This window comes from Deltaproteobacteria bacterium, assembly GCA_019308905.1.
GTDB lineage: Bacteria > Desulfobacterota > BSN033 > WVXP01 > WVXP01 > JAFDHF01.
In genome coordinates, this window is record JAFDHF010000060.1 from 1 (window position 1) to 24,886 (window position 24,886).

Genomic DNA, 24,886 nt, shown 5'->3' on the forward strand with positions numbered 1-24,886 from the left:
AGCAGGAGCGGAGTCTCCTTGACAGGAAAACCAAAACGGCCTATAGTCGCTCATGCTGGCGGTGACTGCCCGGAGCCGCCAGCGGGCAAACCGGAGTGTGAAGGGGGGAGGAACCGCTCCCTGCGGTTGGATAACCCTCTCGTCCCGTGGTCAGCGCCTCCCTTCGGATCACGATTCCTAAGATTTCGACTCCTGGAGGCTTCAGATGAAACAGATAGACGTGGAGACGGTCCGGCCGACAATTCGTATCTTGTCAGATGAGCAGATCACGGCTATCCACCATGCGAGCCTAGAGATACTGGCCCGTCATGGAGTCAGGGTGCTCGATGAGGAGACCCGGGCATTCCTCAGACAGGCCGGTGCCTCCCTTCGTGAGGATGGATGGGTCAAGATCCCCCAGCACCTTGTGAAGAGGGCGTTGAGCACCGCTCCGGAAACGATGGTTCTGTCAAACCAGAGGGGCGAGCGGGTCATGTTCCTGGAGGAAGGGAAGACATACTTCGGAACCGGATCAGATACTCTCTTTACGATCGATGTGGAGACCGGACAGAGAAGAAGAGTCGGGCGTGAGGATGTCGGGCGTCTGGCAAGACTCTGTGACGCCCTTCCCAATATCGACTTCATCATGTCCATGGGGAACCCCCGAGACGTTCCTACGGCGGACGTCTATCTCTATGAGTTTGCGGAGATGGTCTTCAACTCAAACAAGCCGATCGTCTTCACCGCTGATACGACAAGGGATATCGACGACATCATCGAAATGGCAAGCCTCATCGCAGGAGGCAAGGACCGACTGCGGGAAAGACCCTTCCTGTTGCATTACGCCGAACCTATCTCGCCTCTCATCTTTCCGCAGTCATCAGTGCAAAAGCTGGTTCGATGTGCAGAGAATCTCATCCCAGTCGCCTTCCCCTCCGGGGCCAATGCCGGAGGAGGAGCTCCCATAACACTCGCCGGGGCCATGGCCCTGGCAAATGCCGAGTGTCTGGGAGGACTTGTCATTCACCAGCTCAAAAGGCCTGGAGCTCCTTTTCTTTACGGGTTCAACGTCTCCATCATGGACATGAGGACGGCGATTATCAGCTATGGAGCCCCTGAGTGGAGTCTTACCGCAGCGGGCCAGGCGGATATGGCCAGGTACTATCGGCTTCCATCCTGGGGGTTCGCCGGTGCGACAGATGCCAAACTAGTGGATGCCCAGGCAGGTGCCGAGGCCGTGTTCTCCGTCTACAACGCCATGCTCAGCCGGAACAACCTGGTTCACGATGTGGGGTATATCGAATTCGGGACAACCTCTTCCATGGAAATGATCATCCTGGTGGACGAGATCATAGACATGTGCCGTCGCCTTATGGAAGGCATTCCGGTAAATCCCCGGACTCTGGCCATGGAAGCCATCGAAAGGGCCAAGGCCAGAGGCGGATTTATAGACGATGACCATACTCTTGACAACTGGAGGGAGGCCCAGTTTCAACCTCGCCGCCTCGATCGAATGCAGTACGACCTGTGGGAATCCTCTGGGAAGCTGGATCTTTACGACAAACTCAACAAGGAGGCCAGGGAGATCATGACCACATACAAACCCGAGCCGAAGTCCCCTGATGTCGTCAAGGAAATAACGAAAATGCTGCAAAGGCGCTGACCTTTCTCCCCGACCGAGGCCTCTCGGCACAGGCAGCCTGGCCTTGACTTTTGCTTCGGGAAAGGCTAAACAGGGAGCAAAGAGAAGAGAGGAATGGTAGCCTCCATGGAACGTCGAGAGTTCCTTGAGGAAGACCGTAGAAAATATCCCAGGTATGATTCGGTTCCTGAGATTACATACACCTACGGCTTCTACAGCGAACCCATCGAGGCCGAAACCCTGGAACTCAGCCTTGGGGGGGCGCGCATACACACCGCGGTACCCCTCCTGGTCGGAGAGAGTCTTGAGGTGAACATTTCGGTGGATGAGGAAGAGATCGATGTCGTGGCAAAGGTCGTCCACACCAGCAGGCTGGCGGATGACCGTTTCGTCGTTGGACTGAGTTTTGAGAATATCTCGGAGATCAAGAGGAAGGTGCTCAATCACTTCTTCAGCAGCTACGTAAGAAACTACCCGCGTGGATCCATCTGAGGCGCCCTTGTCCAGGGACTTATTCTTCTTTCAGACCTCGGCGGATCATCTCCACAGGCTATTCAAATCTTGATGTGCTTCCTGAACCGGTTCAGATTCCCCAGAATCTCAAGAAAATCCTTGCGGGTGATCTCACAGGGACGGCCGCAGTGGGGACAGTCCACGGTAATGTCTCTAACCATATCCCCGGCCTGGAGTGATACGATGGACTTTTTCCCGCAGTGCTTGCACTGGAGGCGAAACTTGAGATTCAGCATGCCGAACCCGGACTAGATGAACTCCACCTCCACCTCCTCGATGGAGGAGATTCTCGGCTTCGATAGGTCGACAGAGGCGATCGACCTGAAGGGGAGATAGGCGAAGGAGGTAAAGAGGGTGAGACATCTCTTCCCGAACATGTCAGCCCCCACATTGGGCTGATGTGCCCGTATGAGGACGGACCGGCCTAGACGTGACATGAGGCGGTTGAAATAGTCTCTCCCAAACTGCGGGCGTCCCACATACTCTCCGAGGCGCTCTCCCTCTACATCCTGGAAATCTCCCCACACGATCTGGTTCCAGGACACATCCCCAGGGCTCACATTGTTGATGTCTTCAAGTGTTTCCACATCCGGCAGTGCACCGTGGAGCCCCAGTATCCCATTAGACGAAAAGACCGCAAAGGGAAGGCAAACAAGGGTCTCATGAAAGGCCTGCCGCCTCTCCAGGGATAGTTGAAGCCAGAAATCGGCAGGATAGAATTCTTTGACGAGGAATCCCTCATGGTTGCCCATGAGAAGGATCAGGTTACGCGGGAATCGGACTTTCAGGCCGAGCAGGTGCAGGATGTTCTCAAGTGAATGGTCGCCCCGGTCGACATAATCTCCCAAAAAGACGACCGTGTTCTCCTCGTTGAGATACCCTTCCGTGACCTTCCGGCTCGCATCCAGGTCGCCGTGGGTATCCCCGACAAAAACCGCCTTTCCCCTATCCGGAAGGGCGATCAGCCGCGGCTCGTCTTCCAGAATCTCCTTTGCCGCTCTGAGCAGCGCTCTCTCTTCCACAGTCCTCAATCCCCGGGGACAACACTTACGATGAGTCCCGGCTGGTATAGACCACACACCCTACCGGCCGCCGGAAAGTATCCCTGACAGAGGCCCCTCACTCAGGGCCTGCCTTCTACGGCTGTTACGTATACCCTGCGGTTCCTTGGCCCGTCGAACTCACAAAAATAGATCCCCTGCCAGGTTCCGAGAACCAGTCGATTCGATCTCACAAAAACCACCACCGACGACCCCATGATGCTCGCCTTGATGTGAGCCGGAGAATTGCCCTCTCCATGGCGATAGGCTTGGTCCCGGGGAATGATCCTTTCAAGAGCGGTAATGACGTCTTCCTGTACGCTGGGGTCTGCATTCTCGTTCACGGTAAGACCTGCCGTCGTGTGTGGCACGTAAACATAACAGACTCCGTCTGAGACATCCAGCCTCTCGATCACCCCCTGCACCCGGTCGGTAATGTCTATAAACTCAACTCGCGAAATGCTGCGTATTTCAACCGTCTCCATCGACTGCCTCCCCCTCACAAGCCGGCCACCGGGAAGACCTTCCGGCTCTCACTCTTACCCGTAAAAGGCCAGGGCAGCGAAACTCACCATGGACCGGCCGTCTGGCGTAGCCCCCTGGTCGTACTTCAGAACCTCGCCCCTGAGGGCCTCCATGGTTCTGAGCTGGACGTAAATGGCCGGAAAACCGCAGATTCTTCTCCGGTTCATATCTCTCTGGAGGAGCCTCAGGAATCCATCCGCGTCGACACACGCGACTTTTTCCAGGGTCTCCAGATCCTCTTGTTGAATCCTCGAACGGCTCAGACCGTCCATTGCCCCTGCGTCTCCGAACTGAGGTCCCATATGGGAAAGATCAACCCCGGAGATAAAGCAGATCCGCTTTTGGGATTCAATCGCCACGGATCTCAGAGCACCCAGAAACTCCGCCACCTGGGGATCTTCTTCCGGAACCTTCCCCTGTTGGAGATAGTCGTCAAAGGAACCACACAGAATCGGCACGATTGCGGCTTTCATCTCCGGCCCGAGCACGTACTGGAGAAAAACCACCTGGAATTCGACCGAATGTTCGGACCGGTGGAGGAACTCATCGAGAAAGATGTCTTGGGAGCACCGCCTGCTCAGAGCATTCACAAAGTCCCTGTCCGTTCTTGCGACTCCGAGAGGGGTTTCGAAGTCCTTCAACGTCACGCTGAAGCGGCCCTTTGAAGGCGCATGGGCAATTCCAAGAATGATGTAAAGGTCGGCCTCTTCCGCTTCGGCTACGGCCCTGTAGGCCCAGGCATAGCAGTGCCCTCCCCTCTGAAAATCGATGTGTGGCGCCAGGATCCCTCTCAAACCAGAGGCTCTCCTGCTCCGGCTGAAGCCACCTGGGCCGCCTTGCTTGGTGAAGTACCCCTCCATCTCGACTTTCAGCCCGGAAGGGTCGCTGGCATAGCTCTTTCCTGAAAAGAAGGATGGCCGTACCGGCCCCTTGTGGAAGTCCTCCATGAGGCCGTCCAGGGCCTGCCGGAACCTGGGGCTTTCCAAAAGGAGAGCCCTGTCGAGCTGTTCGGCCACCGCCTCAATCTGTTCGGTATAGAGAAGTTCCCCGTAACGCTTCATGGCCTCGTATTGGATATCCCTGATAGAGTGCCGGCCGTCAAAAAAAGCGACGATTCGAGCGAATACCGCCTGCGGAATGAGTGTGCCTTCGCTCAGCCTCTGGCTGTCCTGGAAGCAGATCATGGCTTGGCCCTCTACGGAGAGGGGAAAGGCGTTCACATCTGGCCTGATTCTCGGATACTCCACCGCGGTCCCTTCCAAAGCTCGTCCACCTCCAAATCCAAATATATCAGTATTTACGAGGCCGAACAAGGCGTGAATCCTTCAAGAATCGGCCTCCACCATACCGGTAAACCATCTCCCCCGAACTTCCAGGGGCCAGGGGTTCATGCCAGCCCAACTCTGGATCGCCACGCGCAAAGAAAGACACTATGGTATAAATATTGCATACAGAGTCTACAAAAAAGCGTGGAGGGGACCATTGGCAAGTCGCAGATACCACAGTCGTCGGACTCTGACACGGAATATGGTATAAATATTGCATACAGAGTCTACAAAAAAGCGTGGAGGGGACCATTGGCAAGTCGCAGATACCACAGTCGTCGGACTCTGACACGGAAACAACCCAGAATCAGGCGGGAATGCCTCAAATGTGGGGCCCCTTTCATGGCCAAAGGGAAATTCAACAGAATCTGCCCCAAGTGCACCGAAACCAACCGTGCCTATGCGCTGACAGGCACCTACACGACCTGGGCATACTTCTGAGGACCGCTACTATCCCGTGTCCTGGATCCTCAAAAACACAGTAGTAAGGAGTGGTCTGTCTCTTTGCAGGGTTATACCCGATTGCGCCCGGGCAGAAGCGATAGCGGAAAAGGACAGTTTTCTGGGCAATACCGTCCAATTCTGAACAGGCTTTTACAATTTTGTACAAACTTGTCGCTCCGACAGGAAAGCACCCTCACAAGCCGCTGCCGGATAGACGAAGGGAAGGTCTGAAGTCGTTCTCCTCCAGACCTTCCCTCCAACCGGTCGATCTCTTCGTTCATTGATCCTTCAGAACCAGAGGGATCACCTCGTCCATCCTGCTGACGAACTTGAACTCCATCTCCTGCTTGATAGTCTCGGGGATCTCTTCCAGGTCCTTTTCGTTTTTCTGTGGGAGAATGATCACCTTTATTCCAGCCCTCCTCGCGGCCAGAATCTTCTCTTTGATTCCTCCAACAGGGAGGATCAGCCCTCTAAGGGTTATCTCCCCTGTCATGGCCACGTCGCTCCGAACCGGCCGGCCCGTGAGCAACGAAGTGAGCGCAATGAATATGGTAACGCCTGCCGAGGGACCGTCCTTTGGAATAGCCCCCGCAGGTACGTGGATGTGGATATCGGTCTTCCCGAAGAAGTCCTCTTTGATCCCCAACTCCTTGGCCTTGGCTCGGACATAGCTCAGTGCCGCCTGAGCCGACTCCTTCATGACGTCTCCCAGTTGGCCGGTCAAGGTGAGCCCCTTCTCTCCTCTCATCTGGGTTGCCTCTATGAAGATAATGTCCCCCCCAGTGGGAGTCCATGCGACTCCGGTAGCAACCCCGGGCTCCGCCGTCCTTTCAGCCACCTCGGGGAAAAACTTGACAGGGCCGAGGAACCTGTGGAGCATCGACTCTCCCACGACGACCTTTTCGCTCCGCCCCTCCGCCACTTCCTTGGCCACTCCGCGGCAAACAGAGGCGATTTCCCGTTCCAGGTTGCGAACCCCCGCCTCCCTGGTATAGGAGTTGATGATGCCGCTGATCGCGCTGTCCTCAAACTCCAGGTAGTCTTCGGAAAGGCCGTGCTCCTTCAACTGCCGCGGAATCAGGAAGTTCTTGGCGATCATCATCTTTTCTTCCTCGCTGTAACCGGGAAGTTCGAGAACCTCCATCCTGTCTCTCAGGGCAGGGGGAATCGTCTCAAGGACGTTCGCCGTGGTGATGAACATCACCTTGGACAGATCAAAGGCTATGTCGATATAGTGATCCGAAAAGGAGTTGTTCTGTTCAGGGTCCAGAACCTCGAGAAGAGCCGACGAGGGATCGCCCCTGAAGTCCATGCCGATCTTGTCCACCTCGTCGATCATGAAGACAGGGTTATTGGAGCCGGCCTTCTTGATCCCCTGGATGATCCTCCCGGGTAAGGCTCCCACGTAAGTCCTCCGGTGCCCTCTGATCTCGGCTTCGTCCCTCACGCCCCCGAGTGAGATCCGGACGAACCTCCGATCCATGGCCCGGGCGATCGACTTGCCCAGCGACGTTTTGCCCACCCCGGGAGGACCGGCAAAACAGAGAATGGGCCCCTTCATGTCGCTCTTCAACTTCCTCACAGCCAGGTACTCGAGAATCCTCTTCTTCACCTTCTGCAAGTCGTAGTGATCTTCATCGAGAATCCGCTCCGCATTCTTGATATCGAGGTTGTCGCGGGTGCTGAGGGACCAAGGCAGGTCTATCAGCCAGTCCAGGTAAGTACGTGCCACGGTATACTCGGCGGAAGCAGGGGGGATCTTGGCCAGGCGGTCGAGTTCTTTCTGGGCCGCTTTCAGCGCCTCTTCGGGCATCTTGGCCTTTGCAATGCGCTCCTGCAACTCCTTGATCTCCGCCGTGTGCTCGTCCATCTCCCCGAGCTCTTTCTTGATGGCCTTGAGCTGCTCCCGGAGATAGTATTCACGCTGGGTCTTGTCTATATCCTCCTTCACCTGTGACTGGATCTTGTTACCCAACTCCAGCACCTGGACCTCTTTGTTGAGCAGGATATGAACCTTGTTCAGACGTTCGGTCACGTCCAGTGTATTGAGAATATTCTGCTTTTCCGCGGTCGGGATATTCAGGTTCGATGCAATCAAGTCGGCAAGAATCCCCGGAGACTTGATGTTGGAAACCATCTGACCCATTTCATTGGTCAGATATGGAGCCAGTTCGACGGCCTTTTGAAAGAGATTCTGAAGATTCATCATCAGGGCGTCCACCTCGACTCCCTGAGCAGGGGATTCCTCGATGACTTCGACCCTGGCCACGTAGTAGGGATCTCTCTGGGAATAGTGCTCGATTCGAATCCGAGACAGACCCTGGACGATCACACGCTGGCTCCCGTCCATCTCCCGGATCATCCTGAGAATCAAGGCTCCCACGCCGATCCTGTACAGTTCATCTTCCCTGGGATCCTCTGTTTCGGATCGCTTCTGCGTGACCACCCCGATGATCCGGTCCCTCTCCATCGCATCGTCGATCAGTTTGACGGACCGCTTTCTTCCCACCATTATGGGCAGAATCAGTTCAGGGTAAAGTACGGTGCCACGCAAGGGCAGGATAGGGATCTCGTTCGGGATGGATATTCTGTCATCCTTCCCTCTCTGACCTTTTCCCGCCTCTTCCTTGGGTAGAAAAATCATTCAAACCCCCTTCCCAATCTGCCTGGTCGCTGACAACCCCGACTCTCCCCGTCGGGCTTTTTTCTAAAATTAATCACTCCCTATCACCATGTCAATTTTACGTCTCCCCCGGCAACCCGGGGCCCTCCCAGCCGGAGCGGCTCGACCCTCACACTCCTCCTCCTACGAAAGCGTCTCCCCCTGGGACGGATCATCTCTGTAAGGCTTCCCGCAGACACCGCAGACTCCCTTCTCGTTGATCACACCGGTGCAGGTCTCATCGCTGCAAAGGACTCGATTCTCGAGGTCAAAGGATCCCTCCTCCTGGACCTCGACCTCTGCACCGCATTTGTAACAGTATAGGCTTCCCTGCGGGGTCTCCTCTCCACAGGTCTCGCATACAATGCCGGGAATTTCGAAATCGCAGTTAGGACACCTCATTGGAACCTCCAGATCTCTCAGTGACCGGCCCGTCCGTCTCCAACCTTTTCAGGAACCTTTCAACGTCTCTACGGTTCCTTCTCACATCCCTCAGAAGTCTCCTGGAACCCGGGTCCGGGAAAAGGCGGTTAAGATCCCTCCCTTGGTCGCGGAAGAGGGTGTTGAGATCTATCGCCTCCTCCTCTCGCACCTCCTCTTCTGCCATTCCAGGTCTCTCTCTCACACTGTCATCCATCTCTCGTCACCTTCTCCATTCACCCAGGATCGACTTCCATATAGAACAACCTTAACCTTTTGTCAACATTCCATCCACCCCTCGAGCGGTATGGAGCCTCTCTCAGGCCCGGCCAGAGATCCTGATCGATGAGAGCCGCTCCCGGCGCTGTGCGCCCCCGGCCGGCCGCAATCAGATCACTGTTATCTTACCAAAACCAGCGACAAAGGTTCTAGCACCCACCCAAACTCATCTCGGTGACAGGAAAACTATCATGGGAAAGCATTGAAACCGGAGGGGACCGGGCTGTCCGCTAAGAACGGCGACGGTTCAGATAGGGATCTTCCGCCTCGCTTGTCTTTCCGAGGACATACTCCCTTTCACTGATGGGCTGAATGAGCTTAATGCCCTGTCCCCCTTCTTTCTTTTTGACTCTGGGGGTTCTCAGGGCAGAATCCATAACCGATATGACATCCTTGCCTCGGAAGTAGCGAACCATATCATAACTCTTGCCGGCGCCTACATGGCCTGCTTCCAGTATGAGTTTGAAAAACATGGATGCTGCCTCTCGGCCATGTTCAGAAACGTTCAGTCCAGGAGCGTTCCAGGGGGTTTTAAAGGGGTCTAAGCAAAATACGTACCAATCGATCGATTTTCGGTCACCCACAACAAGCCTCCACAGAACCGTCTGCTCGGACCGGCTCTTTTGTCTCGACCGACTCCGGGGTCGATCCGTCAGAGACATGACGCACCTGATCCGATTCCTGCCCGGTCTGTCTCTTGCGGGCAGTGGAGAAGCCCGAGACAGGAAAGGTCTCTTTCTCTCGAGGAGGGTGAGCTTGCCACATCCGGTGTCGGGCCTTTCCGGCAAGCTCGTGAGAGGCGCAGACCATGCCCCTCCAACCCGCCTCCAAGGGCTGGCCGGGAGGTCTCGCCATTCTATTCGGCTTCCAACTTGGAAGAGTAGATATCGAGTATTGCCAGGCAGACAGTAACCACAAGAGGGCCTGCGACCAATCCCAGAAGCCCGAATGCCTTCAATCCACCCAGCACGGCGAAGAAGAGAATCATGGTATTGAGTTTTGTCCGGCCGCTTATAAGAATCGGCCTCAGGAAGTTGTCCGACAGACCCACCACTACGATCCCCCAAAGGGCGAGAACAATCGCCTTGCCGTAATGATGCCCGTGAACGGCCAGAAACACCACCGCGGGAAACCAGACCATCGAAGGACCGACCACGGGAACAAAGGAGAGAAGAGCCATCACAAAGCCCCAAAGTACGGGCGAAGGTAAACCCAGAACCCAGAAAGCCAGGCCCCCAAGCGCCCCCTGGACCAGGGCCACCAGAACGCCGCCAAAGATCGTGGCATGCACCATCTCGTGAATCCGCCTGAACAGGAGTTCCTTCTCTCCGGGCGTCAGTGGAATCAGGCCCTTGATTCCCTCAAGAAGACGTTCCCCATCACGGAAAAGATAGAACATAGCCACTATCATCAGGAAAAAGCCGAAGAGAAACTGAGAAAACCCGAAGACGAATCTCGTCGACTGGTTCAAGGCAAAGGTGCTCAGCCGTTTCAGGCTTTGCAGGATGATGTTTTGCAGGTCGAGCTGGGAGAGGTTTAGCCATGGATCCAGATCGTGCAGGAACTGGTCCACCCATGATATCTCCTGCCACCGCAGGAGGAATTGAAACCTCCCGGCCTTCACTCCTGCTTCAAAGAACCTGTATATCTCAACGACCTCCTTGCCCAGAAAAAAGAGAAGCAAAACACCGGGAAGAACTATGACCACGACAGTGAGGATAGTCGACACCAGGGACGCGAGAGACCGGCGGTCCCTCAACCAGCGCGTCAATCTCCGGTAGACCGGGTAGAAGACCAGCGTCAGGACCACTGCCCATCCTATGGAAACCAGATAGGGAGAAAAGACCCGATAGAAGAAGTAGAAGGAGACCCCGATGATCGCCAGCATGATGAGGGTAAAGAAATTCTCTCTATTCATTTCCCCCCCGCATCATCTGGTTTCACGTGAGAGTATCACCGGGCTCGAGCACGATTACCTCTGTGGATGGAAGATCCGCCATCTCCTCAACGAACCTTTCAGGGGTTCCGGTCAGGACCGGGAAGGTCCCGTAGTGCATGGGGACAACGTATGATGGCCGAAGCAACCTGCATGCGTACGCCGCCTCCCGTGGTCCCATCACATAATGACTGCCGATGGGGAGGAGGGCGAGTCCCGGATGGTACAGATCACCGATGATCTCCATGTCCTTGAATACCCCCGTGTCCCCTGCATGGTAGACGGCGAAACCGCTTTCGAGGGTGACCACATAACCCGCAGGATCACCCAGGTAGATGATCCTGTCCTGCTCAACGATGGACGAACTATGGATGGCATGAACCATGGTGATCTCGATCTCCCTGAATCGATACGTGCCTCCCTTGTTCATCCCCACGAGATTCGTCAACCCCTTGCCGGTCAGATATTGGGATACCTCCGGCATACAAACCACCTGTGCCCCCGTGTTTCGGGCGATCTCCAGGGTATCGCCCAGATGGTCGGCGTGACCGTGGGTTACAAGAATCAGATCGATCTTTCCCGTGTTTTCAACGCCCGAAGCGGCTTTGGGATTTCCAGTCAACCACGGGTCGACCAGGATCTTCAGCCCTTCGGAAGATACGATTCTGAATGCCGAATGGCCCAGCCAGGTGAGTTCAAAACCCTTTCCGATTCTCGAGACCCTCATAAGCCCCACCTCTCCTTGTCTCCCTGATTCCAACGCGAGCAGTCCCTGCCGATAGGAAACCTCGATGGGCAATTCCTTACGGCTTGAGCCGTCTCAGCTCTCTCATAGCCTCCTCTCGCCCTCTCCTATCCTGCCCGGACAGTTCGCCGGCCTTCTCGAAATGGAAACGGGCGTATTTCAACTGGCCCCTCCTCTTGAAGTAGAGGCCGTAATAGAAGTGGGAACGCCCCATGTCCCCCTTCTCCCTGTATGCCGAACCCAGATCCTTGTCGAGCCCAGGGAGGTCTGGGTCCAAGGTCTTGGCCTTGAGATAGCTCTCTATGGCCTCGTCGAGCTTGTTCTGAACCCGATAGGCTCTTCCGAGATACTGCAACGTCTCCGCATCCTGCCCTGCCAGGGAAACCGAGCGTTCAAGGGCATCGACCCCATCGGCGGTCCTCCCGACCAGGAGAAAAGCAAGACCGAGTTCCCTGAGGATTTGAGGATCCCCCGGCTTCAGTTGGTGGGCCCTCTTCAGATCCTCGAGAGATTCCCCTATTCTCCCCATCTCCTTCTCAACCAGGGCACGCCCCAAAAGGGAAAGGGCGTCGTCAGGATCGACCTCCAAAAGGCCGTTGAAATAGTCGAGTGACTCTAAGGGGCCTTTCTCGACAACGAGGATCCTGGTTTGGATGTCCTTCAACTCGTCGGTGAACTTCTCCTGTCCATCCGTTTCGCCTCGGCTGCCCATCATACTCTCAAGGAAAGCAATCCTCGCAGGGACCCCCGGATGGGTAGACAAGTAAGTGGGAAACGCCGAGTTGTATCCCGTCCCGCGATAGATCTTCTTAAGGAAGCGTATCATTGCGTGCCCGTCGTATCCGGCCCGGGTCATATAGGCCAGTCCCAGGCGATCGGCTTCGAATTCGTTCTCCCGGCTGTTTCTCAAATTCGCAGATTGAGTCATGGCAAGAGTGCCGGCCATCATGGCACCTCCTCCACTCCCCCCAACCAGTATGCCTGCCAGCACACCTGCCAGAGTGCCGAGGTTCAGTCGTTTCGATGCGTCGATTCGCTGGGCAATGTGGCGCCTCACCACATGGCCGATCTCGTGGCTCATCACACCTGCCAATTCGTCCTCGCTCTCCACCAGGGTGAGGAGACCGCTCGTAAGGAAGATTCTTCCCCCGGGGATCGCAAAGGCGTTGGGCTCCGATTCCTTCAAGACAAAAAAGGTTATGGGAAACTGGCTCCGGTCGGCCACCGAGACGAGATTTCTCCCCAGCCTGTCTATATAGCTCTGGACAGAGGGGATCCGAACTATCCGCATGCGGTTCTGGATGTCATGAAAGACCTTCTCTCCCAGTGTCCTTTCCTTTGCAGCGGAAAAGCAGTAAGCCTCGCTCCAGTATCCCACGGGGTGGCGTGCGGGATCTGCAAGGGAGAGGAAAAGGAACCCCACACTTACGACGGTAAGGCTGAACAGGCCCCGCTTCATGGTAGTACCCCGCAATCTCCTCAACCGAGATCGGCCCGAGTGTCCGTTAACCGGAAGGCGGCAGCTCGCCGGCGGTGAGTCTTCATAAGAAAGTTAACATAGAAAGGCCGGATTTGAAAGAGCGGCGACGCCTCTGGTTCGCGGTACGCCAAGCCCGAGTGCCGGATTTTTCAGGCAGGCCCTTTCGGTCCTGTGGTTCTTGCCCGAAAGGATACGGGGAGTTTCAAAAGGAACCGAACAGGGAGATGACCAAAAAAGAGATTCTCCGGTGCAGCGATCGACGGCTCGAATGCGGAAAGCCCGGTTGGATTATTCGGATTCTGTCGCGCGTTTTCTCAAACCCAGTGGTGTTATTCGACTCGGATAGGACCTGGGAAGGGGATGCGCCTTCAACCCATCTCCTTGTACAAGGGTTCATCATGATCAGGTTTGGAGTTGTTCGATGAAGGGGGCACTGCGCCGGCGTCCAGTTCCCACTCTGAGGCCCTGTCGCTGTAGAACTGTCCGTTCTTAAGCTGAACCTTGCAGAAATATGAATTCTCGTCCTCTGGATCAGCGTCAGGGATCATAATCACCTGCGCCACGATTCCCGATATGAACTGCAACCCGCGGTGCCGTACCCTATCCCCTTCTGTCAACCGCATGGAATCCCTCTCTTCAACCGCTCGACTCTTCCATAGGAGGTAAGCAAGGCTGGGCTCCGCCTCTCTCGGGAGTCTTTGCCGAAAGACCCTCCCCCACTTTCTCAACCCTTCGATGCCCGGTCATTTCCGAGTTGCTGATCTCCACCCTCCCTTTCCTAGAATCGTTACTGTAAGCAATTAATATGCCATTGGAGGAAAGGCCGGCAGCCCCATCAACGACAAGGCCGCCCGATTCTCGAGGAGAGACTCCTCAGTCGGAAGGCGAGGTTCTTGGAAGCTCAGATACAATCACCAAACCACCGACAGGGGAAGGAAGAAAGACAGAAGATGGCCTCAGCTGCGGAGTTTCTGGTTACAAACCGTACAGTATTCCGCAGCAGGGTCGTTTGGAAATCCGCAGCTCTGGCAGATTTTTCGGGAGGATCTTCCAGGGGAGAGGCGGGATCCGCACTGGTTGCAGTAGATCGAATCGGGCGGATTCTCATACTTGCATTTCCAGCAAAGAACGGTAGAAGGCAACCGAGTACCGCACTTCTTGCAGAAATTAGCCCCTTCCGGGTTCTCAGTCCCGCATTTCGCACACTTCATGTAGCCGCCCCCCCTGTTCCATCGTCTGTCCGTGAGGGTGATCCCGGGTCATCTCCACTGCAGCCCTGCTCCTCGACTCCCACGGCCTCATTCCTCCTGCCCGGCAGCGGGAGACTCAAGGAGCCCCGTAGAGCCCCTCGCCCCGGCCTGCTTCAAGCTGTTCTCCAACTCGGCGATCCTGGCCAGGGCCTTCTCTTTCTCACGGAGTATCCTCTTCATGTCGGCCGTAAGAGTCTCGACTTTCTTGCCCAGCCCCTCCATCTCTTTTTTCAGATCGTCGATCTCATCCTCCCGGTTCTCCAACTTCATGGTGAGCAGCTGAATCGTCTGCGACGATTTGCCGAGCTGCCGGGTGAGCTCCGCTATTCTTTCCGATTTTGCCTTGTTCTCCTCCTTGAGCCTCTGGAGGGCCTCATCCATCTGGGAGAGTTCGAGCTTGGCACCTTGATACTCCTGTTCCTTCAGCAACAGCTTGGCCGCGAGATTCTGTACGGTCTGGTCCTTGCTTACAGACCCCTTCCGAAGGGCAGAAATGACCTTCTTATTTTCCGCAATCTGGCGTTCAAAAGCCCTGATTCTCTCCTTGAGTCTCTCCACCTCCCCTTTCTGCCGTTCCAGTTCTTCCTGCCTCTTCCGCATCTCATCTGCTGCCTTCTGCGTCTCTTCCCCTTTTTCGGCGAGGCGTTGCTGTAACTCCTCTACTTCCTTCCTGAGAGAGGCGATGGGCCCCCTGTAGAGATGGACGATGATACCCAGACTGACCACGAAGAGAATAAGAAAAACAAGGACTAAGTGGACCGATTTCATCAGTCTCCCCCGGACTTCAACCTCACAAGGCTATCGCTTCCAACCGTCCCAAGGTTACTAGAATTATCCGGATATTTCAATCAGGAAAACCAGAGGAGTTTCCTGACTTTTGGAGAACACCCTTGCCTCCGAGCGCCATTGCGGAAGCGGTGGGGTACCCATCAAGGGTGAGCGGGGAGGGGAAAGGTCGTGTTCGTGATTCGTGTTCGTGTTCGTGAGTCGTGTTCGTGATTCGTGTTCGTGAGTCGTGTTCCCGGGGAAAGGGCAGGAATTCCCCGCCCCCTAGGACGGTTTGTCGAAGATCTTTGTCACCTCGTCCCTCCAGAAATAGCTCACGGCCTTTTCCCCCTCCTCTGTAACCAGGATTACAGACGGTCCTCCCTCGTAGACCCGCCCTATCCTCGCAATCGCCACTCCTTGCACAGAAGCCTTCTCGATTATCCTTTCGGCTTCCCCGGGGGATGCCGTCAGGAGAAGAGCACCCGAGGCGATAAGGCCCAGGGGATCGAGGTCGAAGGCTTCACACACGATCCGAGATTCCTCGAACAGCGGAATCCGATCTCTCTCTACCACTATTCCCACCTTTGCCGCAATGGCTATCTCATGGAGACCGTTGGCCAGCCCACCCTCGGTGACATCATGCATGGAGTGGACCCGGCCTGCTTCACAGGCCAGGCGGGCGTCTCGGATCACACTGATGCCGGGGTCGTAAAGGAAGTTCTTGGCCCGCTTGATGAGAGCTTTGGAGACCCCCATGGATAGCAATTCCTCCTCCTTCTCTCTCGCGATGATCGAGGTCCCCTCGATACAGATCCCCTTGCTCAGAAGGACGTCGTCCCCAACCCGGGCCCCACCCGTTCTGACCAGCGCCTCTTTTCGCACCTCACCCATCATGTGACCGATCAGGATCGGACGGTCGAGTCCATGGGTAATCTCCGTGTGGCCTCCGATGAGGGAGATCCCGAATTCTTTGCAGGCCCGATGGATCTGCCTGAAAATGCGCTCCACCAGGTCTCCCGTGGTCTTCTTTTCCGGCAGGAGAACGTTGGCGGTAAACCATTTGGGCTGGGCACCCGATGTGGCAATATCGTTGGCATTCACGATTACGCTGTAATAACCGATCTCCTCGGTTGCAAAAGTGATGGGGTCGGTGGTCACCACAAGGAGTCTGTCTCCCATATCGATCGCCGCCGTATCCTCTCCGATCTGAGGCCCGATGACCACCCTCTCGTCGGTGGAGGTGTACCGCCTGAGAAGTCTGGTCAGAATCTCGATATCCAGCTTTCCGGACTGGAAAAAGCCCTTTTGCCCGCCCCTGTCTCCCCCACGCAGGCGGTCCACAACCTGGGTTGCATCCTGCAGCACGAGATCGGCTCCGGCTTCCAGAAACTCCTCGGCCCTTGTCCTTCCCGTCAGTACACCGGCGGTCTTCATGCCGAGCCGCCGACCCGCCTCGATATCCAAAACATGGTCTCCCACCATAAGGCAACGGTTCGGTTTCTCTATCCCCATCTTCTCAAGGGCAGAACCCAGATGGGCCGGGTGGGGCTTGACCTGATCCACATCGTCCCGGGGGACAAAGGCATCACACAGGTCCTCGATCCTGGGGAAGGCAATACGCACGGCCTGATCGCAGTTCCGAGTAACGATTCCCACCTTGATCCCGAGGTGTCGCAACGCCCTCAGCGTCTCGACAGCCCCGGGGAGAATCCTTCCCTTTCTTGCCGCCTCTACCTCGTGGTCGGTGAGCAGTTGCATGGCTCTCTCATAGAAAGAGCGACCGCCACCAGGATCCTTACTGGATAATAAATGGACGGCTTTGTCGACCGCTTCCAGGATGTGGAGATCCTTAAAAACAGCGGGGTCGAGCCCATAGGAATCGAAAAGCCCTTCCACCCCCTTTCTCATGGCATCAAAATCGAGGTTCAAATGTACAAGAGTACCGTCATAATCAAAAATCACTCCCTCCACTCTCATTGTTCCACTCCTTTCGGTCTGCCGGAAAGATTAGCCCCAATCCCGCGCCGTATCAAGGGGTTTCAGAGGAGAGATCTCCCGTATCTCTCATCGGGCGCCGGCCCTCGGTTTCGATACTCCTCCTTCCAGTTCAAAACCCGGCCCGCACTCATACGAGACCGGAACATCGCACGGCCTCCAAAACTCCTGCCCCCCTGTGGTGTTCTGTGGTATACTGGGGAACACAGGCGGGACCGGCCGGAAGAAGAGGTGCTTCATCGACTCTTCGCCTTCAAAGACAAAGGCAGGCCCCTGAATGAGTGTTTTCACAGTCCCAAGAAGAAGGGAGCCGTCATGGCAGAACAGATCGACTATCCCGAGTGGAAAAAGATGGATATCCGCGTGGGCGAAGTCAAGCAAGCCGAGGACCATCCGAATGCAGACAAGCTTCTCATCCTGCGTGTCGATGTGGGTACAGAGGAGCGACAGCTTGTGGCCGGGCTAAAGGGCTACTACCGTCCCGAGGAGCTGGTGGGAAGGAAAGTGATTGTCCTTGTCAATCTCAAACCTGCCAGGCTCCGCGGTGTGGAGAGCCAGGGGATGGTCCTGGCGGCCGTCGATGAGGCCAGGGACATCGTGTCACTGATCACCGTGGATGGAGATGTACCGAACGGGGCCGGGATCGAATAGCACAGCGGCTATACTCCATCTGGGCGGAGTCACGAATTGCCGCCTGCGGCGGGCATTTCCGGGTGAGACTCCCTTTTCTTCATCCGGCTGTACCTGACCCTTCCAACCACATAAGCAGCAAAACCAAGCAGGGCAAGAACCTTCCCCGCATCTGTTACGCTGGCCGGCCCTCCTCCATAATAAGACAAAAGCATCGCCATCGCTCCTGCCATCACCAGAGCAGCCCCCAGAAAGATCAGACCCATTGGCCTCCCCTCCTCTTTATGCGCTCCTCTTCAAGTGGTTCCGCACGATCCGGGTAGAGTCTCTTGCCTCCCGAATCGGCTTCTCCCTCATTCCCCCGAGGCGCGCCCCCTGAGAGAGATGTAATAGGCACGACTCTTGCATCTTTTCCTTTGTCGAGCAGTCTCTTCTCTCTCATGCAGACCGATCCTCGCCATGATCAAGCTGGTCAGAACCCACCCTTTACATCTCCAGGCAACCCCACCACGGGATGCGAGCCCGTCCCCCCTCTCCCTCCGTGGGCGGCTCGACCCCCTCGACTTCGGCGCCCTGTTCCGCCAGAGTCTGCTGCGAACGGCCGGGCAGCCTGCCTCAGGCCCGAAGCCCTTGGCTCCCGTGGCTGGTCTCCTGGGATCGCTTCTCTTGTTGAACCAGTCCCTGACCCGCACGGAACCTCCCCGCGCCACTGGGGCTCAGATCAGGGAGTCCGACTCACCCTCTCTTCCCCGGGCGGAACCCGGGGATTTCGACCCGCTGATTGAAGAGGCCTCCCGTCGCTTCGGTGTGGCAAGACCCCTCATCAAGGCCGTAATAAAGGCTGAAAGCGACTTCAACCCACAAGCGAGATCTCCATCCGGGGCCACGGGACTGATGCAACTCCTCCCCTCAACGGCAAAGGATCTCGGCGTCACGGATCTCTATGATCCGAGACAAAACGTGATGGGTGGTACGAGGTACCTGGCCATGTTGCTCAACCGGTATCGAGGAGATATCGAATCGGCTCTCGCCGCCTATAACTGGGGCCCCGGCAATCTCGAAAGAAGCCGTGGCCGGATTCCCGCTGAAACGAAGCAATACGTCCACAGAGTCATGAAACACCTGGACACCCTCTCGACATAGCCTTTCTCCCCCTCTCATATCCTCTATCTCCCCCATGGAGAGTGTAAACCGGGGGGCCGAGGAGACCGTCCGGTCCGAGAGACTCACAGCCTCCGGGTCATGCCCATGCCTCTCTCCCTGTAGGCCCCCGTGCCGCAGTAGAAACTGTAGTCTCCGAGGAGGTTGAATTCCTTGATGTGCCTCTCGTGGTGCCGCCCGGCAAGCACGAAGCGGCCCCATCCGGTAAAGGACGGCTCGACCCTCTCACCCGTGTCGAAGGTCGTTCTGGAGATCCGGAAATCCTTCAGGACGACGTGAGAATCGAGAAAGCTCTCGAGATCGCTGGACAGGGGAATAAAGGCAAACCACTTCCAACTCCGGAGAAACCCCCTGAATACCATCTGAGGATCCGGCAACGGCAGAGCCATACCCTGACGCTTGAAGACCGTGGGGGTGACGAATTGGAGGCGCAGCTCCCTGGAGGTAGACGACGCCTCTTCGTTCAGTTGGGCGTAGCTCTGAGACCGGGGCCACGGATCAGAGGGCTGGCTCGAAGAGATGATATGGCCTACCCGAAGCGGCCTTCCACCCACGGAAAGAACCAGACCCGAATCTCCAATCAGACCGGCCATACTCTGGAACAACCTGTCCTCCAGAAGAGTGATCCGGAATCTACATGGCGTCCCGGCCCTGATCGACGACCTCCCCCTCAGCAGGGGATCGACTCCCTCATAGCCGGCCCTCGGCCCCGAAGGCCATCGCTTTGCGAAAAACGGGGAAACCGTGAAGGGCTTCTCCTTTCCCTCTACCATGGAAGCTGTCAAACGAGGATCAACCCGGCCGAAAAGCTGGAAAGCCAGATCCAGCATTCCTCTGCCCCGGAGAAGATCCCCGTCGAGATCCTGCTCTGCCACGCAGTGAAAGACTACCGAATGAGGCATATCCTCCAGCCCTCCTGTGAAACCATTTCAAATCCCCTTTCTTGCCGTTGAGACGACCGCACAAAGAAAACGGCTCAAGGCCTGGAGACTCATAACATATTGAGGTACGGTTGGTTACCTCCTTACACCGCTCGGGTGCCTGTTTTTCCTTTCCCCCTTCTCGGCGGAAAATAAAACGAAATACATGCGCTAGGGCAGCACCCTGACTATGGCTGCCACGCTCTTTCCAAGCGGACCGCGCGCCTTTCTCGCATTCAGATAAAGCCTCAAAAGAGGACCGACAGCTCCGGGATGAGAGGCAAGAAAACCCAGGAGGTTCGAAAGTCTCGGGGATCCTCCCGACTCCGGACCGGAAAGGGCAACCGGGATCAGATCCTCAAGGCAGTCGACCACGGTTCTCAGCCCGACGAAGAAGACCCGGCGTGCGAGGAAATATTCCGCCAGATGATACGTCTCCATCTCTGCGGCAAGGGCTCCTGTCCGAAGGGCCAGTTCACTCCTCTCCCTGGGGGTGGCCACAGGCCGGGAGACACACACAAGTCCCCCTACGTGGACCCGGTGCCCTCCCTCAACAAGGGCGCTCTTCAACCTGGCGGCCTGATCTCCCAGAAGGGGCCTTCTCCGTGCCTCGCCGCGCCCACCGTCCTGAACGACCCATGAACCGAGGACCACATCACATAAGCGGACCTCCTCCACCAACCCTCCACAGAATCCCGTGGAGATCACCGCATCGGGGTGAAAGGCCGACTGGACCAGCTCTGCGGCCTCAAGGGCGTTCCTCTTTCCCACACCGGACCTTGCGACAATCAACCTTCTCCCTTCGATCTCCCCCGTGTAGACGGGCATTCCCGTCTCCAAGCACCGCAACTCAAGGGGCAGTGCCTTGAAAGCATCCGCCTCGCTCCTAAGGGCCACAAAGACGGCGACTCTTTCCATGGCTCTCAATTCTTCCACAGCCGCGGGCGGAGGTCAACCAGGAGAAATCCGGGGATTCCCCGATCTTGATGAGACCCTTTCCTCCAGAGCGAGATTTGCGGAGATTGCGGCAGCAAGGTACAGGCTGAGCGAAAGAGACGATCCACGCCTCTGGAATCGGAGGGCAGCAGAGCCTTCTACCCCCGCGGCAGGCAAGGGACGCCCGGACGACTCCTGCCGGGGAATCATACCGGGTTTGTCAGAATTGTCCAGGAGAGAGGCACCATTCGGAAAAAGCCGAAGAGTCTTTCCGGCGCAGACAATCCCCTGCGGAGGTCTCCGAAGAAACGGGGATTTCAGGGATGGTCCAACGGGTTCAGAGGTAGAGGGCCTGTCTGGGTCAATCCGCTGTGGACCGGGACATAGAGTGTCTCCTGTCGCTCCAGATTCCCGAAAAGCCTCCTCAGCCTTCTCAAATCAGCAGGGTCGAGACCGAGGAACCTTAGTCCGTACCGGTAGCTGCCAAGATATTCCTTCCACACGTCCTCCCGCCACACGACCACCGACGGGGCCTCCATGGAAGCCAGAGAGAAGCCCAGACGAAACACAAGGGTTACGTTCAGGGCGGTGCCGACCTCTACCCGCTCCCCCATAAAAGCCATGATACCTCCCTCACTGGCGTTTGAGGTCAGCCCGGTGGACACACCACCTACTTTCCCGTCGGTCCAGTCGATGGGGATTTCCAGCAGGTAGCGGCAGTGTCTCCTCCGATCCACCCACACTACCCCTGCCCTCTTATTTCTTCCCTTGTCCGGAACCATTCGGATTCCTCCTTCCGCCCGCGGCTTCTGCCAGCCCCTCTTCCTTACGCCAACGGACCTCCTCGATCATTTCTCGATCGCTGCCACAGGCTCTTCCATTTCGAGTCTCAGAGGGCAAAGTAGACCAGAAATCGAACCCGGTCGGCCCTGAACTCCGTTTCACCCCACAGAAAGTTCAACTTCTCCAGAAGCTCCAGAAAGAACTTCGTCCCCTCTGTCCTCTGGACTCCGGGACCCGGAAGACCCGCTCTTCCTGGAGGACCACGGGTGATCAACCCTTTCAGGAGCCCAGCGGCGGCTCGCAGGTCGACGTAAGCCAGGCCGTTGTTCTCCCGCCTCAAAAGGTGCTTCGCCTCGGTGAACCGCCCATTCTTGAGCATCGACACGCCACGCCCGTTGGAAAGATCCACCATCTGTTTCAGGTTCTCCAGCCCGGTGCTGATCACCAAGAAGCCATCCACGAAGGCATAGCAAGGCGAAAGGCTTGAGAGTAACAATAGCCTCATATCTTTGCCATGATACCGGAAAGAGGTAATCTGGACGCCCTCGTAACTGCTCCGGACAAGGTCCACGCCGGCTTCCTTCAGCCACGATCCGACCCCGGGGGTTTTCAGGATCTTTCCGATCGAGGCCTCGACTCTCGCCCGATTCCTCACCTCCAGAAAGAGCTGTACGGCCGGGAAACCTGTGTCCTTCCCCCTGATTCCGGCCGTCACCGCATAGGCAAATTCCCTTCCCAGGTAGGGCAGGACCTCCTTCTCCACGTCGAGCCCTGTTTCCGCCAGGATCCCGGAGAGAATCCTGTCCAGGACCGCCGAGTCGCGGAAATGCTCCCCGAGATCCCTCCTGAACCAGGAGAGATCTTTCACAAGGTCTAGACTCGTATTCGAGGCATAGATAACCGTGTTTCCCGGAACATAGGCCAGGGTCCTATTCGGGGCGGGCGGGTGTTTCAAGAGAGCAGCGAGAAATCCATCGAGGCGCTCAGGCCGGAACTCCATGGTGGATTCGACAACCACACCCTTCCCGTACGAGATGGTACCCACCACGTCGCCGTAGGCTCCCAGGTATCGGGTCAGGGGGAAAGCATCGCCGCTCCCTCTCTTGCCGAGCCATGATCCGATCATGTTACCAAAGCCGACATAGAACAGAGCTATCTGATTGACGCCGAACCTCTTCCCTCTCTCAGCCAACAGGCGAACCGAGCCCAGAGAACTCCTGCCAGGAGCCTCTCCCCTCATCAACAGCACAGACTTCCTGACCAGATCCGGAGAGTCGCTCACCACGTAGACCATGCCTTCAGAAAAGAAGTAGACTCTCCTCTTGTATTCCGGAGGTTGAATGGCATAGACGGCTGTTCCCTCCATTCTCATGGACACGAGTCGACCCTGTAGGAGGGCGAGCCACTTCCCTATGGTTTCCACCAGTTTTGGCTTCAGCCCGGTCCTCAAGGTAAGCACGAACTCCGGCCCATCTGCGCCTCGCTCCTGATACAGGGCCAGTCTTGCATCCCTTCCGATGAGGTCCATGAGACTAGGACGGAAAAAGGGGACTCCCGTGGATGCCTCCCAGTCCGACAGGGCGGACAGAAAGCCCTCCACTCCCGGGATCGACTTCAAACTCGCCACCAAAGAGACCAATCCGGCATGGGCCGGATCCTTCTGGATCTTCTTCTGATTCTCTTCTACGTCCGTAAGTCGTATGTAAAAAAACGGTTCTCCCGGAATCAGCCAGTCGATACCCCTCTGCTCGAGGCTGCGCGTCTTCTCCGTCTCCCGATAGAGGTGATAGGAAAGCCCCCCGGCCCCCACCAAGGCCAAGACTACAACCGCGGCAGCCAGGTTCCTCCACATCTTCTTCGGAATTCCCTCCCCTCGGGGCTTCCCCTTAGTACGTCCGGCCGCTTCCCCATGTGACAGGGCCGCCTCGACTCCCGTCGATCCCATGAGTCCCATGAGCCTGTCGGCCTCTGAAGGCTTCATCTCAAGGTGAAAGACGACAGGCGTCCTTGAGAGCTTCTTCCTGAGCAGAGAGACACTCTCTCCCGTGTACGGCATGAGCTGGGTCGCGATTCTCAGGCGGGCCATCTCCCCCGGCACCCTCTTGATAACCAGGGTCATGGGGGAGGACTTTTCCGGCGGTGGAGGCGGGGACTGCTCTGGCGGTGGAGGACCAGCGGGTGTTTCCCCGGGCTGGCCCTGAAACAACTCCTTTGAGATGACAAAAGCGTTCTCGCACTTACGGCATACGACCCTTATCCTCTCCTTGGTCATCTTGGATTCGTCAAAACGATATTTCCTCCCGCAAACCGGGCATTCGACAATTCTCACGGCAACCCTTCCAGAAGGTGGGCAGAGATCAGGCCCACGTCCCCTCGGAGTGGATTTCTCTTGAACGCTGAGAAACCTCCAGCCCTGTGCGCCAGCCCTTCACCTGTTCAGGTCCTCCTCGGCACCGCTCGACCACGGGCAGCCTCTCCTGTGTGCCCACCCCGGCTCCACCCCCAACCACTTGGGAACCCTCTCACTGAACTAGGTTGGGGACGGACTTCACTGACCGGACATAACAGCTCACACAGAGCTTGGCTTTTCTTGCCAGACTCTGATCGCTTCCTCTCAGCGTCTTGCCGCAGATCCGGCAGACTCCCAAGCCGTCACGAGTCGGCTCATCGGCCTTTGGTACGACAATCTGTCCGACACAAGGAAACATCCGATCTCCCATCTCTAAGGTGAAATACCTGTCACTCCAGACAACCTTTCCTATCTGTTCCTATCTGTCTCCCGCCACTTTCTCTCCCATGAAACGGCAGAAAAGATGTCCCCCTCCCAATCAGACCAGCCAGCAGGCTCTCTCAACGGACCCAACTGACGGGTTTGCCGGCCTTCTTCGCCTGAGCCGGGAGCACCTCTTCGGTCATCTTCCGCGCCGTGTCGATCTTGGCCTTGGATTTCGCCATCTCATCCCGCATCCTATCGAGTTGAGCCTTGAGCTCTTTCCTCTTCTCTGTATCCTTTGAAGCGTTGAATTCCGTTGCCAGGGCGTTGTACTTGAGCCTCACCCTCTCATATTCATCATACCCCTCTTGCAGTCTGGCTCTCCACTTTTCCGCCCTTTTACGCCACCACGCCTCGTCTTTCTCCTTGAGGTCGTCTTCTATGAGAATCCCCTCGTCCTCCTCGCCCGTCACTTCAACCCAAGACTCGACCTCTTGCCCTGTAAGCATCTCCAATGCTTGGGCCTCGCTCCGGTAATCCTCAGGAACACTGCCCGGATCGTCGGTGAAGTGGGTGACTCCCCTGTCATCTACCCATTGATAGATCTCTCCGCAAGTCACCAGGACAGGAAAACACAGGATTACCACCAGAACGACCACGGCCTTCATCACCTATCCTCCAGAGCGAATCGGGGCCAAACAAAAACAGGCAATCAGCCTCCGGCTGGCCCGTCTGGA

General features: G+C 56.6%; 27 protein-coding genes. 4 read left to right on the forward strand and 23 right to left on the reverse strand.

What is annotated here, in order from left to right:
* Positions 1–205: 205 nt before the first annotated feature.
* On the forward strand, positions 206–1,642 hold the full coding sequence (locus JRJ26_16240) for a trimethylamine methyltransferase family protein (GenBank protein ID MBW2059039.1): 1,437 nt from the start codon (positions 206–208) through the stop codon (positions 1,640–1,642).
* Between the two features lie 105 nt (positions 1,643–1,747).
* Entirely contained in the window at positions 1,748–2,113 is a 366-nt protein-coding gene (locus JRJ26_16245) for a PilZ domain-containing protein (GenBank protein MBW2059040.1), read from the forward strand.
* Between the two features lie 62 nt (positions 2,114–2,175).
* Here JRJ26_16245 and JRJ26_16250 read toward each other — a convergent pair whose 3' ends face one another.
* From JRJ26_16250 to JRJ26_16320, 15 genes are all read right to left on the reverse strand, one after another.
* Positions 2,176–2,370 carry a hypothetical protein gene (locus tag JRJ26_16250; protein MBW2059041.1) on the reverse strand — a complete coding sequence of 65 codons (195 nt, stop codon included), beginning with the start codon at positions 2,368–2,370 and terminating at the stop codon, positions 2,176–2,178.
* 12 nt (positions 2,371–2,382) lie between these two features.
* On the reverse strand, positions 2,383–3,156 hold the full coding sequence (locus tag JRJ26_16255; GenBank protein ID MBW2059042.1) for a serine/threonine protein phosphatase: 774 nt from the start codon (positions 3,154–3,156) through the stop codon (positions 2,383–2,385).
* A 101-nt stretch (positions 3,157–3,257) separates the two neighbouring features.
* Positions 3,258–3,659, reverse strand: a complete 402-nt coding sequence (locus tag JRJ26_16260) for a YjbQ family protein (protein ID MBW2059043.1) — start codon at positions 3,657–3,659, stop codon at positions 3,258–3,260.
* Positions 3,660–3,713: 54 nt separating this feature from the next.
* A complete protein-coding gene (gene amrB, locus JRJ26_16265; protein ID MBW2059044.1) occupies positions 3,714–4,961 on the reverse strand; it encodes an AmmeMemoRadiSam system protein B in 1,248 nt (415 codons plus the stop codon).
* 784 nt (positions 4,962–5,745) lie between these two features.
* Positions 5,746–8,115 (reverse strand): endopeptidase La, encoded by a 2,370-nt coding sequence (gene lon, locus JRJ26_16270; protein ID MBW2059045.1) that lies wholly within the window; start codon positions 8,113–8,115, stop codon positions 5,746–5,748.
* A gap of 162 nt (positions 8,116–8,277) precedes the next feature.
* Entirely contained in the window at positions 8,278–8,535 is a 258-nt protein-coding gene (locus tag JRJ26_16275) for a zinc ribbon domain-containing protein (protein MBW2059046.1), read from the reverse strand.
* Entirely contained in the window at positions 8,522–8,770 is a 249-nt protein-coding gene (locus tag JRJ26_16280; GenBank protein ID MBW2059047.1) for a hypothetical protein, read from the reverse strand. The genes JRJ26_16275 and JRJ26_16280 overlap by 14 nt, the downstream gene beginning before the upstream one ends.
* 292 nt (positions 8,771–9,062) lie before the next feature.
* Complete coding sequence (locus JRJ26_16285; protein MBW2059048.1) at positions 9,063–9,305, reverse strand: hypothetical protein; 243 nt, start codon at positions 9,303–9,305, stop codon at positions 9,063–9,065.
* Between the two features lie 383 nt (positions 9,306–9,688).
* The gene (locus JRJ26_16290; protein ID MBW2059049.1) at positions 9,689–10,750 is read right to left on the reverse strand and encodes an AI-2E family transporter; all 1,062 of its coding nucleotides are present in this window, start codon (positions 10,748–10,750) and stop codon (positions 9,689–9,691) included.
* 22 nt (positions 10,751–10,772) lie between these two features.
* Positions 10,773–11,495, reverse strand: coding sequence for a metal-dependent hydrolase (locus tag JRJ26_16295; GenBank protein MBW2059050.1), 723 nt, complete (start codon positions 11,493–11,495; stop codon positions 10,773–10,775).
* A 76-nt stretch (positions 11,496–11,571) separates the two neighbouring features.
* A complete protein-coding gene (locus JRJ26_16300; protein ID MBW2059051.1) occupies positions 11,572–12,972 on the reverse strand; it encodes a M48 family metalloprotease in 1,401 nt (466 codons plus the stop codon).
* Between the two features lie 389 nt (positions 12,973–13,361).
* Positions 13,362–13,616, reverse strand: coding sequence for a hypothetical protein (locus tag JRJ26_16305; GenBank protein ID MBW2059052.1), 255 nt, complete (start codon positions 13,614–13,616; stop codon positions 13,362–13,364).
* Positions 13,617–13,949: 333 nt separating this feature from the next.
* Complete coding sequence (locus JRJ26_16310; GenBank protein ID MBW2059053.1) at positions 13,950–14,204, reverse strand: zinc ribbon domain-containing protein; 255 nt, start codon at positions 14,202–14,204, stop codon at positions 13,950–13,952.
* A gap of 87 nt (positions 14,205–14,291) precedes the next feature.
* Complete coding sequence (locus JRJ26_16315) at positions 14,292–15,011, reverse strand: hypothetical protein (GenBank protein MBW2059054.1); 720 nt, start codon at positions 15,009–15,011, stop codon at positions 14,292–14,294.
* A gap of 282 nt (positions 15,012–15,293) precedes the next feature.
* A complete protein-coding gene (locus JRJ26_16320; protein ID MBW2059055.1) occupies positions 15,294–16,988 on the reverse strand; it encodes an HAD-IA family hydrolase in 1,695 nt (564 codons plus the stop codon).
* Here JRJ26_16320 and metG point away from each other — a divergent pair.
* Positions 16,941–17,657: a methionine--tRNA ligase subunit beta gene (metG, locus tag JRJ26_16325; GenBank protein MBW2059056.1), complete on the forward strand. Its 717-nt coding sequence runs from the start codon at positions 16,941–16,943 to the stop codon at positions 17,655–17,657. The two genes, JRJ26_16320 and metG, sit on opposite strands and share 48 nt — an antisense overlap.
* A gap of 29 nt (positions 17,658–17,686) precedes the next feature.
* Here the strand turns inward: metG and JRJ26_16330 are convergent, their stop codons facing one another.
* Entirely contained in the window at positions 17,687–17,902 is a 216-nt protein-coding gene (locus tag JRJ26_16330) for a hypothetical protein (protein ID MBW2059057.1), read from the reverse strand.
* Positions 17,893–18,078 carry a hypothetical protein gene (locus tag JRJ26_16335; GenBank protein ID MBW2059058.1) on the reverse strand — a complete coding sequence of 62 codons (186 nt, stop codon included), beginning with the start codon at positions 18,076–18,078 and terminating at the stop codon, positions 17,893–17,895. Before JRJ26_16335 ends, JRJ26_16330 begins: the two co-directional genes overlap by 10 nt.
* Before the next feature lie 17 nt (positions 18,079–18,095).
* Between JRJ26_16335 and JRJ26_16340 the strand changes: the two genes are divergently transcribed.
* Positions 18,096–18,779: a lytic transglycosylase domain-containing protein gene (locus JRJ26_16340; GenBank protein MBW2059059.1), complete on the forward strand. Its 684-nt coding sequence runs from the start codon at positions 18,096–18,098 to the stop codon at positions 18,777–18,779.
* Positions 18,780–18,862: 83 nt separating this feature from the next.
* Here the strand turns inward: JRJ26_16340 and cas6 are convergent, their stop codons facing one another.
* From cas6 to JRJ26_16370, 6 genes are all read right to left on the reverse strand, one after another.
* Entirely contained in the window at positions 18,863–19,699 is an 837-nt protein-coding gene (cas6, locus tag JRJ26_16345) for a CRISPR system precrRNA processing endoribonuclease RAMP protein Cas6 (GenBank protein ID MBW2059060.1), read from the reverse strand.
* 189 nt (positions 19,700–19,888) lie between these two features.
* A complete protein-coding gene (locus tag JRJ26_16350) occupies positions 19,889–20,635 on the reverse strand; it encodes a hypothetical protein (protein MBW2059061.1) in 747 nt (248 codons plus the stop codon).
* Positions 20,636–20,970: 335 nt separating this feature from the next.
* Complete coding sequence (locus JRJ26_16355) at positions 20,971–21,435, reverse strand: PilZ domain-containing protein (protein ID MBW2059062.1); 465 nt, start codon at positions 21,433–21,435, stop codon at positions 20,971–20,973.
* 107 nt (positions 21,436–21,542) lie between these two features.
* A complete protein-coding gene (locus tag JRJ26_16360) occupies positions 21,543–23,765 on the reverse strand; it encodes a DUF3352 domain-containing protein (protein MBW2059063.1) in 2,223 nt (740 codons plus the stop codon).
* A 193-nt stretch (positions 23,766–23,958) separates the two neighbouring features.
* Positions 23,959–24,144 (reverse strand): hypothetical protein, encoded by a 186-nt coding sequence (locus JRJ26_16365; GenBank protein ID MBW2059064.1) that lies wholly within the window; start codon positions 24,142–24,144, stop codon positions 23,959–23,961.
* 142 nt (positions 24,145–24,286) lie between these two features.
* Positions 24,287–24,817, reverse strand: a complete 531-nt coding sequence (locus tag JRJ26_16370) for a DUF4124 domain-containing protein (GenBank protein ID MBW2059065.1) — start codon at positions 24,815–24,817, stop codon at positions 24,287–24,289.
* Positions 24,818–24,886: the final 69 nt, after the last annotated feature.

Bases quoted from the DNA above. Each gene is read 5' to 3' on its own strand.
- JRJ26_16240 (MBW2059039.1), top strand. From the start codon at position 206: ATGAAACAGATAGACGTGGAGACGGTCCGGCCGACAATTCGTATCTTG.
- JRJ26_16245 (MBW2059040.1), top strand. From the start codon at position 1,748: ATGGAACGTCGAGAGTTCCTTGAGGAAGACCGTAGAAAATATCCCAGG.
- JRJ26_16250 (MBW2059041.1), bottom strand. From the start codon at position 2,370: ATGCTGAATCTCAAGTTTCGCCTCCAGTGCAAGCACTGCGGGAAAAAG.
- JRJ26_16260 (MBW2059043.1), bottom strand. From the start codon at position 3,659: ATGGAGACGGTTGAAATACGCAGCATTTCGCGAGTTGAGTTTATAGAC.
- lon (MBW2059045.1), bottom strand. From the start codon at position 8,115: ATGATTTTTCTACCCAAGGAAGAGGCGGGAAAAGGTCAGAGAGGGAAG.
- JRJ26_16275 (MBW2059046.1), bottom strand. From the start codon at position 8,535: ATGAGGTGTCCTAACTGCGATTTCGAAATTCCCGGCATTGTATGCGAG.
- JRJ26_16280 (MBW2059047.1), bottom strand. From the start codon at position 8,770: ATGGATGACAGTGTGAGAGAGAGACCTGGAATGGCAGAAGAGGAGGTG.
- JRJ26_16285 (MBW2059048.1), bottom strand. From the start codon at position 9,305: ATGTTTTTCAAACTCATACTGGAAGCAGGCCATGTAGGCGCCGGCAAG.
- JRJ26_16290 (MBW2059049.1), bottom strand. From the start codon at position 10,750: ATGAATAGAGAGAATTTCTTTACCCTCATCATGCTGGCGATCATCGGG.
- JRJ26_16295 (MBW2059050.1), bottom strand. From the start codon at position 11,495: ATGAGGGTCTCGAGAATCGGAAAGGGTTTTGAACTCACCTGGCTGGGC.
- JRJ26_16300 (MBW2059051.1), bottom strand. From the start codon at position 12,972: ATGAAGCGGGGCCTGTTCAGCCTTACCGTCGTAAGTGTGGGGTTCCTT.
- JRJ26_16305 (MBW2059052.1), bottom strand. From the start codon at position 13,616: ATGCGGTTGACAGAAGGGGATAGGGTACGGCACCGCGGGTTGCAGTTC.
- JRJ26_16310 (MBW2059053.1), bottom strand. From the start codon at position 14,204: ATGAAGTGTGCGAAATGCGGGACTGAGAACCCGGAAGGGGCTAATTTC.
- JRJ26_16315 (MBW2059054.1), bottom strand. From the start codon at position 15,011: ATGAAATCGGTCCACTTAGTCCTTGTTTTTCTTATTCTCTTCGTGGTC.
- metG (MBW2059056.1), top strand. From the start codon at position 16,941: ATGTACAAGAGTACCGTCATAATCAAAAATCACTCCCTCCACTCTCAT.
- JRJ26_16320 (MBW2059055.1), bottom strand. From the start codon at position 16,988: ATGAGAGTGGAGGGAGTGATTTTTGATTATGACGGTACTCTTGTACAT.
- JRJ26_16330 (MBW2059057.1), bottom strand. From the start codon at position 17,902: ATGGGTCTGATCTTTCTGGGGGCTGCTCTGGTGATGGCAGGAGCGATG.
- JRJ26_16335 (MBW2059058.1), bottom strand. From the start codon at position 18,078: ATGAGAGAGAAGAGACTGCTCGACAAAGGAAAAGATGCAAGAGTCGTG.
- JRJ26_16340 (MBW2059059.1), top strand. From the start codon at position 18,096: ATGATCAAGCTGGTCAGAACCCACCCTTTACATCTCCAGGCAACCCCA.
- cas6 (MBW2059060.1), bottom strand. From the start codon at position 19,699: ATGCCTCATTCGGTAGTCTTTCACTGCGTGGCAGAGCAGGATCTCGAC.
- JRJ26_16350 (MBW2059061.1), bottom strand. From the start codon at position 20,635: ATGGAAAGAGTCGCCGTCTTTGTGGCCCTTAGGAGCGAGGCGGATGCT.
- JRJ26_16355 (MBW2059062.1), bottom strand. From the start codon at position 21,435: ATGGTTCCGGACAAGGGAAGAAATAAGAGGGCAGGGGTAGTGTGGGTG.
- JRJ26_16365 (MBW2059064.1), bottom strand. From the start codon at position 24,144: ATGTTTCCTTGTGTCGGACAGATTGTCGTACCAAAGGCCGATGAGCCG.
- JRJ26_16370 (MBW2059065.1), bottom strand. From the start codon at position 24,817: ATGAAGGCCGTGGTCGTTCTGGTGGTAATCCTGTGTTTTCCTGTCCTG.